This window comes from Streptomyces silaceus (assembly GCF_001419745.1).
Classification (GTDB): Bacteria; Actinomycetota; Actinomycetes; order Streptomycetales; family Streptomycetaceae; genus Streptomyces; species Streptomyces silaceus.
Genome location: NZ_LIRJ01000066.1, coordinates 1 through 13,126, shown reverse-complemented (window position 1 = coordinate 13,126; position 13,126 = coordinate 1). Strand labels below are relative to the sequence as shown.

Sequence of the window (13,126 nt, the reverse complement as noted above, 5' to 3'; positions counted from 1 at the left end):
GCGATGAAGGAGGCACCCGCCCCGGCGCAGGCAGGCACACCTCCGGCGCCGCGCAGCGACAAGCGGGATCCAAGCCCGGCGCAGCCGAACCTCAGGCCGCCGCCAGCGCGCAGCGGGTCACGATCTCGTCCAGGGACAGGCCGAGGACGGACGCCAGCGCCGCCACCGTGAAGAGCGCCGGCGTAGGCGCCCTCCCCGTCTCGATCTTGCGCAGCGTCTCCGCGGAGACACCCGCCTCCGCCGCCACCGACACCATGCTCCGCTCCCCCCGCGCATCCCGCAGGACCATGCCGAGCCGCTCGCCGCGCTCGCGCTCTTCGGGAGTCAGTGGTGTTCGAACCATGGGACCATCGTAGCCGACCCCCATTCAAATACCGGTATAGTAATTGGCATGGTGGAACTCAAGACAGCACAATCGATCGATGCCATGCGCGAAGCGGGCCGCGTCGTGGCCCAGGCACTCGCCGCCGCCCGCGAGGCCGCGACCGTGGGCGCCTCCCTGCTCGACCTGGACGCCGCGGCCCACGCCGTGATCCGCGAGGCCGGCGCGACCTCGCCCTTCCTCGGCTACCAGCCGCACTTCGCCCCGACCCCCTTCCCCGCCGTGCTCTGCACCTCGGTGAACGACGCGATCGTGCACGGCATCCCGGACGGCTACCGCCTGCGCGACGGCGACCTCGTCTCCATCGACTGCGGCGCCACCCTCGACGGCTGGGCCGGCGACTCCGCGATCAGCTTCGTCGTGGGCACCCCGCGCCCCGAGGACCTCCGCCTCGTCGAGACGGCGGAGCGCGCGCTTGCGGCCGGCATCGCGGCGGCCGTCGTCGGCAACCGCATCGGCGACATCGCCCACGCCATCGGCACGGTCTGCCGCAAGGAGAAGTACGGCATCCCGGAGGACTTCGGCGGCCACGGCATCGGCCGCCAGATGCACGAGGACCCCTCCGTCCCGAACGAGGGCCGCCCGGGGCGCGGCATGCCCCTGCGCGTCGGCATGGCCCTGGCCATCGAGCCGATGGTGACCGCGGGCGGCCGCGACGACTACCACGCCGCCCCGGACGGCTGGACGCTGCGCACGAACGACGGCAGCCGCGCCGCCCACGCGGAGCACACCGTGGCGATCACCGAGGACGGTCCCAGGATCCTCACGGCACTGTGACCGCGCGGGGACATTCCCCGACGTAGATCATCCGTACGATTCTCCGGTGACGCCAGAGATCATTGACTACGGACAGTTCGCGGAACGGCTGAGGGAGTGGCAACAGGGCCGCCCCCGCTGGGAGTTGCTCGACGCGGTGCAGCGCGAGTGGGGATACGAGGACCCGGGCGGCGAGCCCGGCCACTCCCGGTGGGGCGGCGAGAACCAGCAGCACGGCATCGACTGGGAACTCCCCGTCCCGCAGGCCCTGAACGAGTGGTGGGACTCCTCGTCCGTCAACTCCTTCGCCTTCAAGCCGCGTCTGTACTGGGTCCACACCCAGTGGCCGCCGAAGATCTCCGAGCTGGAGGCCGAGCCGGACAGCGGTCTCGTCGAGGACGACGGGGACCCCCGGGTCTGCGTCTTCATGTCCGAGTACCACTACAGCCACGAGTGGGGCTATCTCGCCGCCGAGGCCGAACTGCCCGACCCGCGCGTCGTCGTGAGCGTCGGCGGCGAGTGGGTCGTGCAGAGCCGTTCGCTGTCCGAGTTCCTCACCCAGCTCGCCTTCGAACGGATGCCGGCGCACTACGGCTGGACCCTGCGGGTCCCCCGCGCGACCGTCGACGCCGACCCGGAGATCGTCCGGCGCCTGGAGTCCTCGTACCGCGAACTGGGGCTGCTGCCCTGGCAGGAGATGGACACGGACGCCCTGTCGTACGGCGGGCCGGATGCCGTGATCCGGCACGGCCGCGGGCCGGGCGCCGACTTCCGGATCGTCATCAACGCCCGGACCCGCGACGCCCTCGTCGCGGTCGCCGAGACCCTCGGTGTCGACTGGTCCGGGGACAAGGCGATCCGGCCGCCCACCGAGACGCCCGAGCCCCTGGAGGACCTCGGGCCGCTCACGCTGGCCGAGGGCGAGGCCGACTCCCGGGGGCGCTGGACCGTCCTCGCGCGCGGGTACAGCGCCCCGCCGAGCGTGCCCGGCGCCGCCGCCTCGCTCGTCCAGACACCGGGCGCGCTGCGCGCGGTGGCCGCCGACCGGGACGCGACCACGCTCGTCGCGGGCGACGTGGACGGCGTCGTCCACGTCCTGGAGACCGACGACGAATCCCCCGAGACCATCTCCTTGACGCTGCACCGCGCGCCGGTGAGCGCGCTCGCCTGTCTGAAGGTCGGCAACGGCATGCGGCTCGTGCTGAGCGGCGACGAGAACGGCGTGGTCCGCTACTGGAGCACCCGGCGCAAGCCGATGCGGGTCCCCTTCGCCCGCCGCCGCACCCGCGTACGGGCGCTGGCCGCCGCGACGATGGAGACCGGGCCCGCGCTCGCCGCCGCCTGGGACGACGGCCTGGTGCGCCTGTGGGACCTCGACTCCGACGCGGTGGCCGGGCTGCGCCTGGGCACCGGGATCAGGTTCCTCGGCCTCGACGACGACGGCACCCTGCGCGTCACCGACGCGGACGGCACCGCCGCGCTCCGCCTGGACACCGCGAAGCTCTGGCCGCACCGCGACCTCCAGCTGCGCCTGGACGGCGTCGACTGGGGCTCGCTGTGGACGGCCCGCGGGCCGGGCCACATGATTCCCGAGCTGATAGGGAAGGTCGCCTCGGACGACAAGAAGACCGCGATGGACGCGGTCCACGACCTGTACCGGCTGCTGGTCTCCAAGGAGGCCGCCTCGACCGCCGCGGTGCCCGCGATCCCGTTCCTGGTCGACCTGATGACGGATCCGGACAACCTGTCGCGGAGCACACTGCTGCTGCTCATCGCCGATCTCGCCGACGTGCGTCAGGCCCGCGGCGGACGCGGCGACGCGCAGTTGGCCGCGGTGCGCGAGGCGCTGCCCGTGCTGCGGTATCTGCACGACGACCCGGAGTCGTCGATCCGCTGGGCGGCGAACGAGCTGGAGCAGAACTGCGCCGCCTCGCCCGCCTCTTAGCGAGGCGGGTCCGGGGGCCCGTGCGCGAGCCCCCGGACCCGTCGGCTCACTTGGCGGGACGCACCACCATCGCCGAGCCGCCGCCCCTGCGGACCTTCTCCGCGGCGGCGAGCCACTTGCCGTCCGGCAGGCGCTGCACGCCGGTGGCCGCGCCGATCTCCGGATTCTGCTTGAAGGAGTGCCCGATGGCTTCGAGCGACGTCCTCAACGGGCTGTCCCACAGGGCCGGTTCGAGCTCGGTCTGCGCGGCGTTGCGCTGGCTGGCGCGCGGCGCCGCGATCGCGTCGACCAGCGGCAGCCCCCGGTCGACGAAGCCCGTCAGGGTCTGCAGGACGGTCGTGACGATGGTCGCGCCGCCCGGTGAGCCGAGCGCCACCACCGGCTTGCCGTGCTTGAGCACGATCGTCGGGGCGATCGAGGAGCGGGGACGCTTGCCCGGACCCGGCAGGTTCGGGTCGTGCACGGCCGGGTCGGCGGGCGCGAAGGAGAAGTCCGTCAGTTCGTTGTTGAGCAGGAAGCCTCGGCCGGGCACGGTGATGCCGCTGCCGCCCGTCGACTCGATCGTGAGGGTGTAGGCGACGACGTTGCCCCACTTGTCGGCCGCGGTGAGGTGCGTGGTGTTCTCGCCCTCGTACGTCGTCGGGGCCGCCTTGTCGCCCGCGGCGCACGGCTCGGGGTGGCGCGGGTCGCCGGGCGCGAGCGGGCTCTTGAGGACCGCGTCGTCCTTGATCAGGCACGCGCGCGAGTCGGCGAACCTCTGCGTGAGCAGGTCCTTCGTCGGTACGTCCTCGAAGGCCGGGTCGCCGACCCAGCGCCCCCGGTCGGCGAACGCGATGCGGCTGGCCTCGATGTAGCGGTGCAGGTACGCGGCCTTCGACGCCTTCGAGAGCTCGGTCCGCTCCAGGATGTTGAGCGCCTCGCCGACGGTCGTGCCGCCGGAGGACGAGGGCGCCATCGAGTACACGTCGAGCCCGCGGTAGGAGGTCTTCGTGGGCTTCTGGCGCTTGACCCCGTACGCCGCGAGGTCCTTGAGGGAGAGGTCCCCGGGGCGGGCCACGCGGCCGGAGGCCGGGTCGACGGGCGGCTTGTTCACGGTGCGGACGACGTCCTGGGCGAGCTTGCCGTGGTAGAGCGCGCCGACGCCCTTGCGGCCCAGCTCCTCGTACGTACGCGCGAGATCGGGGTTCTTGAACGTCGAGCCGACCACCGGCAGCCTGCCGCCCGGCAGGAACAGCTTCGCCGTGTCGGGGAAGTCCTTGAACCGCTGCTGGTTCGACTCGGTCTGCGAGCGGAAGGTCGCGTCGACCGTGAAGCCGTCGCGGGCCAGGCGCTCGGCGGGCTTCAGGAGCGTGCCGAGCCGCTTGCTGCCCCACTGGTCGAGTGCCGACTGCCAGGTGGCGGGCGTGCCCGGGGTGCCGACGCCGAGGCCGCTGGTGACGGCGTCGGCGAAGGGGATCGGCTTGCCGTTCTCCAGGAAGAGCCCGGAGTCGGCGGTGCGCGGGGCCGTCTCGCGGCCGTCGATCGTGCTGACCTTGCGGGACTTCGCGTCGTAGTGGACGAAGTATCCGCCGCCGCCCACACCGGCCGAGTAGGGCTCGGTGACGCCGAGCGCGGCGGCGGTGGCCACGGCCGCGTCCACGGCGTTGCCGCCCTTGCGCAGGACCTCGATCCCGGCGGCCGAGGCGTCCGGGTCGACGCTGGCGACCGCTCCGCCGTACCCGACGGCGACGGGCGCCTTGGGCGGTGTGGCCGGTTCCGCTGAGCGCGTAGGCGAAGGGGGCGCGGCCGCACCGACCGTCACCAATACCCCTCCGACCGCCCATAGCGTCAGATTACGTACGACAGCGCGCCGCATTCGTACCTCCAGTCAACAGCCGTCTGCGCAGCGTAACTTCGTGGCACCTGCCGCGTCAGGGCCTCCCTCGAACACGGATCCGACGGCCGCTAGCATGCGCCCCCATGACTGAAGACGTGCGCACCATCGTCCTCGGCCTGATCGCGGTCGGCATCGCCGCCGTCCTTGGCTGGCTCGCCCGCAGCTACCTCTGGAAGCGCAGGCTCCGCCGCAAGCAGGCCTTCTTCGGGCTGCCCGACAACTCCGAGTCGCTGCTGGTGGTCAACCGCGACGCGGGCGGCCCCGAGCTGACCGTGGTGCGTCACGACGTGTTCGCGCTCATCGAGCTCGCCGCGGTGATCAAGGAGTGCGGGGCGCACGCCCAGATCGTCGCGCACGACGCGGCCCAGCAGGGCTTCGGCGAGCGCACCGAGTTCTGCGTCGGCAGCCCGGTGGCGAACCGCCGGATGGCCGCGCACATGCACTCGCTGCTCCCCGGCGTCCGCGTGAACACCGAGCCGGAGCCGATCCCCGACCGCGGCGCCTTCCAGATCGGCGGTGAGCGCTACCGCCTGGAGGCGGGGCTCGCGGAGTACGTGATCCTCGCGCGGCTCACCGCCGACCAGGGCCAGGACGCCCGACCCGTCTTCCTCTTCTGCGGGCAGCGCGCGGTCACCAGCCAGGCGGCGACCCGCTATCTGGCCCGCCACCACGAGAAGCTCGCCCGCAAGCACGGCAACAACGCGTTCGTCCTGCTGCTGAAGATCGTCAATTCGCAGGCGTACGGAGCCGACGTCGTCGAGCTCGTCGCGGACGTGACGCGCGCGGCGCAGACCCCGCCGCCCGCCCCCTCCGCGCGCAACTCCCATCGCGCCAAGTGAGCACGGGATCACCCTGCGCCGACACCATCCGGGGCCTTCTGTGAGCTAGCAGGCAATTTCCGGACATCAGGCAACCTGAAGACGTCTTCAGAACTCTCTCCGTGCAGTCCACATTCGCACGGAGGTACGTTTCCTTGACGCCGCAGCGCTCTTCGAGCCGCCGACGCCCCCTTCGCACCCGCCACGCGGCGACCGCGGGAGTCGCGGTCCTTGCCGCCGCCCTGAGCGCCTGCTCGGGCGGCGGTGAGTCGTCCGGCGCCGACAAGGCCGCCGAGAAGCCGAAGATCTCCGTGAACCTCACCGGTCAGCAGGCCAAGGCGGGCGAGCCCGTCGAGGTGAGCCTGGCCGACGGCAGGCTGAAGCAGGTCAGCGTCGCCGACGCCAAGGGCGGGAAGCTCTCGGGCAAGGTGTCGAAGAACGGCACCACCTGGACCTCGGACCGCAAGGCGGCCCCCGGCACCGCGTACGAGGTCGAGGCCACCACCGACGAGGGCGGCAGCGCGAAGGCGTCCTTCAAGACGGCCGAGCCCGGCAAGGTCAACAAGGTGACGCTCGCCCCGGGCAAGAACACCACCGTCGGCGTCGCCCAGCCCCTGTCGATCACCTTCGACAACCCGGTGCGCAACAAGGCCGAGGTCGAGAAGCACCTGAAGGTGACGACCTCGGACGACACCACCGGGTCCTGGGGCTGGATCAAGAACTACGACGGCAAGGACCGCGTCGACTGGCGCCCCAAGGAGTACTGGAAGTCCGGCACGAAGGTGAAGCTGGACGCGCGGCTCAACGGCATCGACTCGGGCGGCGACGACTGGTTCGTCCGCGACTACGCCACGAACTTCACCATCGGCAGGAACCAGGTCGTGAAGGTGAACCTGGACAGCAAGACGGCGACGCTGGTGCGCGACGGCAAGACGGTCAAGTCACTGCCGATGTCGGCCGGCACCCCCGGCGGCGAGAAGGCCTCCTGGGGCGGCACGTCCGTCCTGATGTCGAAGGAGGGCACGATCAACATGCGCTCCGAGACGGTGGGCCTCGGCGACGCCTACGACAAGATGGTCGACTACTCGATGCGGCTGACCTGGTCGGGCATGTACGCGCACGCGGCCCCGTGGAACGCCTCGTACTTCGGCAACACCAACCACAGCTCCGGCTGCGTCGGCATGAGCAACGGCGACGCGGGCTGGCTCTACGGCCAGGCCCAGATAGGCGACCCCTTCGAGGTCACCGGCAGCGGCTCGAAGGGCGTCCCAGACCCGGGCAACGGCTACGGCGAGTGGAACATCTCCTGGTCGGACTGGCAGGCCAAGAGCGCACTGACGTAGGCGTCAGCCGTTCAACTATCGTTACCGGGGCGTAACTTACCGACGGGTTACCCCCGGTAAAGGATCACGGTTACCGTCAGGTCACTTTGCACTTTCAACGAGTGAGGAAGTGACCCGTGAGCCCTTCGCACCCGCACCGCGCCCTGCGTACGACCGCCGTGGGCGCGGTCTCGGCGAGCCTCGTCGCCACCGCCGCCCTCGGCATGGCCCCGGCGGCGCAGGCGGCGCCGGCCGCCGCGCCGCGGGCCGCGAGCTCCCCGGACGTCCGCTTCGTCGACATCCCCGGCGACGGCGGCACGATCCTCAAGGCGAACGTCTTCACGCCCAAGGACGCGAGGTCCGGCGCCTCCTACCCGGCGATCGTGCTCCCCACCAGCTGGGCCATGCCGCAGATCGAGTACGTCGCGCAGGCGCAGAAGCTCGCGGACTCCGGCTATGTCGTGGTGAGTTACAACTCCCGGGGCTTCTGGCAGTCCGGCGGCGAGATCGAGACCGCGGGCCCCGAGGACATCGCGGACGCCTCCAAGGTCATCGACTGGACCCTGAAGAACACCCCGGCCGACCCGAAGCGGATCGGCATGGCGGGCGTCTCGTACGGCGCGGGCATCAGCCTGCTCGCCGCGGGACACGACAAGCGGATCAAGGCCGTCGCCGCGATGAGCGGCTGGGCCGATCTCATCGACTCGATCTACAGCGGCCGCACCCAGCACGCCCAGGCCGCGGGCCTGCTCGGCGGCCTGGGCGTGCTCACCGGCCGCCCCAGCCCCGAACTCCAGCAGACCCTCAAGGACTTCCTCGGGTCCAACCTGGACAAGGAGGACGAGATGATCGCGTGGGGCAAGAAGCGCTCCCCCGCGACCTACCTCGACAGGATCAACGACAACGGCGCGGCCATCATGCTCGGCAACGCCTGGGGCGACACGCTCTTCCCGCCCAACCAGTACGCCGCGTTCTACGAGCGGCTGACCGGCCCCAAGCGCCTGGAGTTCCGCCCCGGCGACCACGCCACCGCGGAGGCCACCGGCCTGCTCGGGCTGCCCAACGACACCTGGACCTCCACGCAGTGCTGGTTCGACCACTACCTCAAGGGCGCCGACAACGGCGTCGACAAGGAGCAGCCGGTCCGGATCAAGTCCCGCTCCGACGGCGGCTACGAGGGGTACCCGGACTGGAAGTCGGTGGGCCCCACCAGCAAGAAGATCGCGATGTCCGGCACCACCACGATCCGCACGAACGTCGACTCGGGCGCCAACGGCGGCATCGCGATCCTCTCGAACGCCCTCGACCAGTTCCTCAAGATCCCGCCGATGGCGTCGGTGCCGCTGCTCCCGCGCCGCTACACGGGCGTCTGGCAGTCGGAGAGGTACGAGAGCGTCCAGCGGGTGCGCGGGACGGCGAAGCTGCACACGACGCTCTCCAGCACCAAGGAGAGCGGCACCCTCGTCGCGTACCTCTACGACGTGGGCCCGCTCGGCCTCGGCAAGCTGGTCAGCAACGCGCCGTACACCTTCCACGGCAAGACGCCCGGCAAGCCGTTCGGCGTGGACCTGGAGTTGTTCTCCACGGCCTACGACGTACCGGCAGGACACAAGCTCGCCCTGGTCGTCGACACGGTCGACCCGCTCTACATCGAGCACAACCCGTCCGGCGCGCAGCTGACCTTCTCCTCGCCCGAGGCAGACCCGTCGTACGTGTCCGTCCCCCTGCGCGAGCAGTGATCACCGGCTGCTGCCGGGTGGGCGTGGCCCTGCTACTGCGCTCCCGGCAGCAGCGTCCCTGGTTCGGCCGGGGCGACTTCCGCGGCCTCGGTCTTGGGATTGCGCCGCTGACGCTTGGACACCCACTGGGCGAACCACGACAGCAACATGCACATCCCGATGTAGATCGGTGAGATCACCATGACCACGGGGATGAAGGGCAAATCGTAGTCGAGATTCGACGCGATCAGCTTCCCGGCGTGGAGAAACTCCTCATAGGTGATCAGATAACCGAGTGACGTGTCCTTCAGGGCCACCACCAACTGGCTGATGATGGCGGGCAACATGGCGCGCACGGCCTGCGGCACCAGGACGTGCGACATGACCTGGGTCTTGCGCATGCCGAGCGCGTACGCCGCCTCCCGCTGCCCCCTCTCCACGGAATTGACGCCGGATCGGAAGACCTCGGCGAGTACGGAGCCGTTGTAGAGCGTGAGTCCGGTCACGAGCGCGGGCAGCGGCTGGACCTTCAGCGCCACGAAGACGAAGAAGATCATCACCAGGACCGGCATCGCGCGGAAGAACTCCACGAGCAGCGTGGCCACCCAGCGCACCGGACGGTGGTCGGAGAGCCGCCCCATGGCGAGCAGTCCGCCGAGCGCGAGCGAGAGCACCGCGGCGATGGCGAACGCCTTGAGCGTGTTGCCGAGGCCGCGCAGCAGCAGTTCCTGGATGCCCTTGTACTCGAAGGGCGTCCACTTGGTGCGGGTGAACTGGTCGGTGTCGAAGAGCAGGTACAGGATCCAGGCGACGAGCCCGAGCACCACCAGGGTGGAGAGCACCCCGTAGAGCTTGTGCCGCCGCACGGTGTGGGGGCCCGGGATGTCGTACAGGGCGGTCGAATCGTGGGAGAGGGCTTTCATCGGGCGACTCCCCAGCGCTTCTCGAGGACATTGAAGATCGCGCTGATGGCGAGGGTGATGATGAGGTAGCCGAGGGCGATCCAGACGAAGGTCCAGATGATGTTGTAGCCCAGCTCGCTGAGCGTCTTGTACGTGCCGAGCAGCTCGGTGACGCTGAACGCCCCGGCGATCGCGGAGTTCTTGGCGAGCGCGATCAGGTTGGAGCCGACCGGCGCGATGACGGACCGGAAGGCCTGCGGCAGCACCACCATGGACAGCGTCTGTCCGAAGGTCATGCCGAGGCTGCGGGCCGCCTCGCCCTGCCCCTTGGGCACGGTGTTGATGCCGGACCTGAGCGCCTCGCAGATGAAGGCGGAGGTGTAGCAGCCGAGCGCGAGCACCGCGAACACCTTGAACGGCAGCACGAGGCCGAAGCGCGGGAGCCCGAGCAGCACCGCGAAGAACAGCAGCGTGAGCGGGGTGTTGCGCAGGACCGTCACCCACACCGTGCCGAAGACCCGGAAGGACCCGACGGGCGCGACGCGGAACGAGGCCATGACGAAGCCGAGCACGAGCGCCAGGATCGAGGCGTAGACGGTGAGTTCGACGGTGCCGAGGAACCCGTCGCCGAACGTGGAGAAGTTGTCTGTCAGTACGTCCACGACGCCTCCTCAGCTCGCCGGGTAGCGGTCGATGGCGGGCGGCTTCGGCGCCGGGACCCCGGAGAGGCCGAGGGTGGCGTCGTAGGCCTTCTTCCAGTCGCCGTCCTTCTCGCGGGCCGCGAGGGCGTCGTCGACGGCGAAGCGCAGCGCGTTGTCGCCCCGGGGCACGCCGATGCCGTACGGCTCCTTCGAGAACGGCTCGCCGACCAGCTTGAGTTCGTCGGGCACCTTGGCCGCGTAGCCGATCAGGATCGCGTCGTCGGTGGTGACGGCGTCGACCTGGTAGGTCAGCAGGTTGTCGACGCAGACCGAGTACGTGTCGTACGCGACGAGCGTGGCCTTCGGGTAGTCCTTCTGGATCCGCTGGTAGGGGGTGGATCCGGCGGCCGAGCAGACGCGTTTGCCGGCCAGGTCCTGGGGCCCGTCGATGTCGTCCTCGTCCTTGCGGACCAGCAGGCCCTGGCCCGCCATGTAGTACGGGCCGCCGAAGCCGACGAGCTTCTTGCGGTTGTCGTTGATGGTGTAGGTGCCGACGTAGTAGTCGATCTGCCCGTTCTGCAGGGCGGTTTCGCGGTTCGCCGACGCGATGGTCTTGAACTCGATCCTTTGGGGGTCGAGTCCGAGCGAGGCCGAGATCATCTTGGCGATCTCGATGTCGAAGCCGGAGTAGGTCCCGGTCGCCGGGTCCTTCTCGCCGAGGTAGGGCTGGTCCTCCTTGGCGCCGACGACGAAGCGGCCGCGGCTCCTTGCCTTCTTCCAGGTCCCGGAATCGGGCAGCCGGAAGTCTGCCGCCACCCGGTACGTGGGCAGTTGCTCGGCCGAGGGTCCCTTGGTGGGCGGGCTGCCCTCCTTGCCGCAGGCGCCGGCGGCGCAGGCGGCCAGCACGAGCGCCGCGAACAGACGTGTCGTACGCGTGATGTGTCGCTTCATGAGCACCTCCCCCGTCAGTGCTTGAGGATCTTGGAGAGGAAGTCCTTGGCGCGCTCGCTCTCCGGGTTGTCGAAGAAGTCCTCGGGGGCCCGGTCCTCGACGATGCGGCCGTCGGCCATGAAGACGACGCGGTTGGCCGCCGAGCGGGCGAAGCCCATCTCGTGCGTGACGACGACCATCGTCATGCCGTCGCGGGCGAGCTGCTGCATGACCTCGAGGACCTCGTTGATCATCTCGGGGTCGAGCGCCGAGGTCGGCTCGTCGAAGAGCAGCGCCTTGGGGTCCATGGCGAGCGCGCGGGCGATGGCCACGCGCTGCTGCTGGCCGCCGGAGAGCTGCGCCGGGTACTTCTCGGCGTGCGCGGACAGGCCCACGCGCTCCAGGAGTTCACGGGAGCGCCGGTCCGCCTCGTCCTTCTTGCGGCCCCGCACCTTGATCTGCGCCAACGAGACGTTCTGGAGAACGGTCTTGTGCGCGAAGAGGTTGAAGGACTGGAAGACCATGCCGACTTCGGCGCGGAGCTTCGCGAGGGCCTTTCCCTCTTCGGGCAGTGGCTGCCCGTCGAGTCTGATGTCTCCCGACTGGATGGTCTCGAGCCGGTTGATCGTCCGGCACAGTGTCGATTTGCCCGACCCTGACGGGCCGATGACGACGACCACCTCCCCCTTGCCGACGGTGAGATCGATGTCCTGGAGGACATGCAGCTCTCCGTAGTACTTGTTCACATCACGCAGCTCGATCAAAGGATCGACGGCCATGGCAAGACCTGCCCACTCTCAGCTGTGTACGTCCGCGCAAACTATCCACGTCAAAACGGGACTTACTGGACGACACGCTCGTATGGGCATTAACCGTATTTGCGCCAATCGTGGCTACGTTTCGGAGGCCTCGGCGTAGACCTGGGAGAGTTCGGGCGCGCCCTGCACCGCCCAGTCGAGCCCCGCCTCGACGACCGGGATGTCCCGCCCGGACGCGAGCCGCACCACCGGGCTGCCGCCGGGCCACACGTGCCAGGCCGCGCCCGGCACCGTCCGCACCACGACGGTCCCCAGATACAGCCCCGCGTCGTTGCCGAGCCACGGCAGCATCTCCGGGTCGTCGCGCCAGCGCGGCAGCAGCTGGTCGAGGGCGGCCAACGAGGCCGGGGAGTCGTCGAGTTCGAGGCCGGCGGCGGCCGCCTGGGAGCGCAGCAGCTCGCACTCGGAGAGGAGTTCGGCGACGCCGTCGGGATCGTCCCTGAAGGCGGCCGCGAGTCCTTCCTCGGCCCGCTCCGCCGCCGCGTTCCGCCTGCGCCAGTTGTCGAGGAACGGGATGTGCATGGTCGGCCTCTCCGTCGGGGTGGCGCCGCCGGATGCGCGGCCGGGCGCGGATTCCGTATGTCCAAGAATGTATCTTGCATCAGTTGATCACGGAATCATGCGCATCACGCCGTACCTGCCCGGCAGGTGACCGTTCCCCCCGGAGGGGTACTCGTGGCCGTTCGTGAGTGCTGTTTCGGTGCTCGTGGGGGTCCGAGGGGCCGGTCCGGGAGGTGGACGATGGAGTGGTGGGCCTGGTTGGTCGTCGTGGTCGTCGCGCTGGGGCTGCTGACGGCCGCGGTGCTGGGCGTACAGGCACGGCGGCGCGGCGGCGGGGTGGTCGTGGTGCGGCGCGGCCGGCGTCCGGGGGGCGGGAGGGTGCGATGAGTGCGCTCGTACGGGCCTCCGGCCTGACCAAACGCCCGGTGGTCACGCTCGGCGGAGCGGACGTCGCGCAGGTCAAGGACGTGGTGCCCGACGCGGCGGGCGGGCGGATCGCCGGATCCACCCTCGCCGG

Annotated in this window: 13 protein-coding genes; 6 read left to right on the top strand and 7 right to left on the bottom strand. The window is 70.2% G+C overall.

Going from position 1 to position 13,126, the window contains the following annotated elements:
• Positions 1-91 precede the first annotated feature (91 nt).
• Positions 92-343: a helix-turn-helix domain-containing protein gene (locus AOK22_RS07575; RefSeq protein WP_055697809.1), complete on the bottom strand. Its 252-nt coding sequence runs from the start codon at positions 341-343 to the stop codon at positions 92-94.
• Between the two features lie 48 nt (positions 344-391).
• Here AOK22_RS07575 and map point away from each other — a divergent pair, with 48 nt between their 5' ends.
• Both map and AOK22_RS07565 read left to right on the top strand, forming a co-directional pair.
• A complete protein-coding gene (gene map / locus AOK22_RS07570) occupies positions 392-1,159 on the top strand; it encodes a type I methionyl aminopeptidase (protein ID WP_055697807.1) in 768 nt (255 codons plus the stop codon).
• Positions 1,160-1,205: 46 nt separating this feature from the next.
• Entirely contained in the window at positions 1,206-3,083 is a 1,878-nt protein-coding gene (locus AOK22_RS07565; protein WP_157872194.1) for a WD40 repeat domain-containing protein, read from the top strand.
• 46 nt (positions 3,084-3,129) lie between these two features.
• Here the strand turns inward: AOK22_RS07565 and ggt are convergent, their stop codons facing one another.
• The gene (gene ggt, locus AOK22_RS07560; RefSeq protein WP_055697805.1) at positions 3,130-4,938 is read right to left on the bottom strand and encodes a gamma-glutamyltransferase; all 1,809 of its coding nucleotides are present in this window, start codon (positions 4,936-4,938) and stop codon (positions 3,130-3,132) included.
• A 104-nt stretch (positions 4,939-5,042) separates the two neighbouring features.
• Between ggt and AOK22_RS07555 the strand changes: the two genes are divergently transcribed.
• The 3 genes from AOK22_RS07555 to AOK22_RS07545 all read left to right on the top strand — a co-directional run bounded on the left by AOK22_RS07555 (position 5,043) and on the right by AOK22_RS07545 (position 8,838).
• Complete coding sequence (locus tag AOK22_RS07555; RefSeq protein ID WP_063795214.1) at positions 5,043-5,798, top strand: hypothetical protein; 756 nt, start codon at positions 5,043-5,045, stop codon at positions 5,796-5,798.
• A 134-nt stretch (positions 5,799-5,932) separates the two neighbouring features.
• On the top strand, positions 5,933-7,120 hold the full coding sequence (locus tag AOK22_RS07550) for a L,D-transpeptidase (RefSeq protein WP_055697803.1): 1,188 nt from the start codon (positions 5,933-5,935) through the stop codon (positions 7,118-7,120).
• A 203-nt stretch (positions 7,121-7,323) separates the two neighbouring features.
• On the top strand, positions 7,324-8,838 hold the full coding sequence (locus AOK22_RS07545) for an alpha/beta fold hydrolase (RefSeq protein WP_244164710.1): 1,515 nt from the start codon (positions 7,324-7,326) through the stop codon (positions 8,836-8,838).
• 32 nt (positions 8,839-8,870) lie between these two features.
• Here AOK22_RS07545 and AOK22_RS07540 read toward each other — a convergent pair whose 3' ends face one another.
• From AOK22_RS07540 to AOK22_RS07520, 5 genes are all read right to left on the bottom strand, one after another.
• Positions 8,871-9,740: an amino acid ABC transporter permease gene (locus tag AOK22_RS07540; protein WP_055697801.1), complete on the bottom strand. Its 870-nt coding sequence runs from the start codon at positions 9,738-9,740 to the stop codon at positions 8,871-8,873.
• Positions 9,737-10,381 (bottom strand): amino acid ABC transporter permease, encoded by a 645-nt coding sequence (locus tag AOK22_RS07535; protein ID WP_055697800.1) that lies wholly within the window; start codon positions 10,379-10,381, stop codon positions 9,737-9,739. Before AOK22_RS07535 ends, AOK22_RS07540 begins: the two co-directional genes overlap by 4 nt.
• Positions 10,382-10,390: 9 nt before the next feature.
• Positions 10,391-11,311: a glutamate ABC transporter substrate-binding protein gene (locus AOK22_RS07530; protein WP_237773307.1), complete on the bottom strand. Its 921-nt coding sequence runs from the start codon at positions 11,309-11,311 to the stop codon at positions 10,391-10,393.
• A 14-nt stretch (positions 11,312-11,325) separates the two neighbouring features.
• On the bottom strand, positions 11,326-12,069 hold the full coding sequence (locus tag AOK22_RS07525; RefSeq protein WP_055697799.1) for an amino acid ABC transporter ATP-binding protein: 744 nt from the start codon (positions 12,067-12,069) through the stop codon (positions 11,326-11,328).
• Positions 12,070-12,183: 114 nt separating this feature from the next.
• Positions 12,184-12,630: a DUF6278 family protein gene (locus AOK22_RS07520; protein WP_055697798.1), complete on the bottom strand. Its 447-nt coding sequence runs from the start codon at positions 12,628-12,630 to the stop codon at positions 12,184-12,186.
• 219 nt (positions 12,631-12,849) lie between these two features.
• Between AOK22_RS07520 and AOK22_RS41830 the strand changes: the two genes are divergently transcribed.
• A complete protein-coding gene (locus tag AOK22_RS41830; RefSeq protein ID WP_167357836.1) occupies positions 12,850-12,996 on the top strand; it encodes a hypothetical protein in 147 nt (48 codons plus the stop codon).
• Positions 12,997-13,126: the final 130 nt, after the last annotated feature.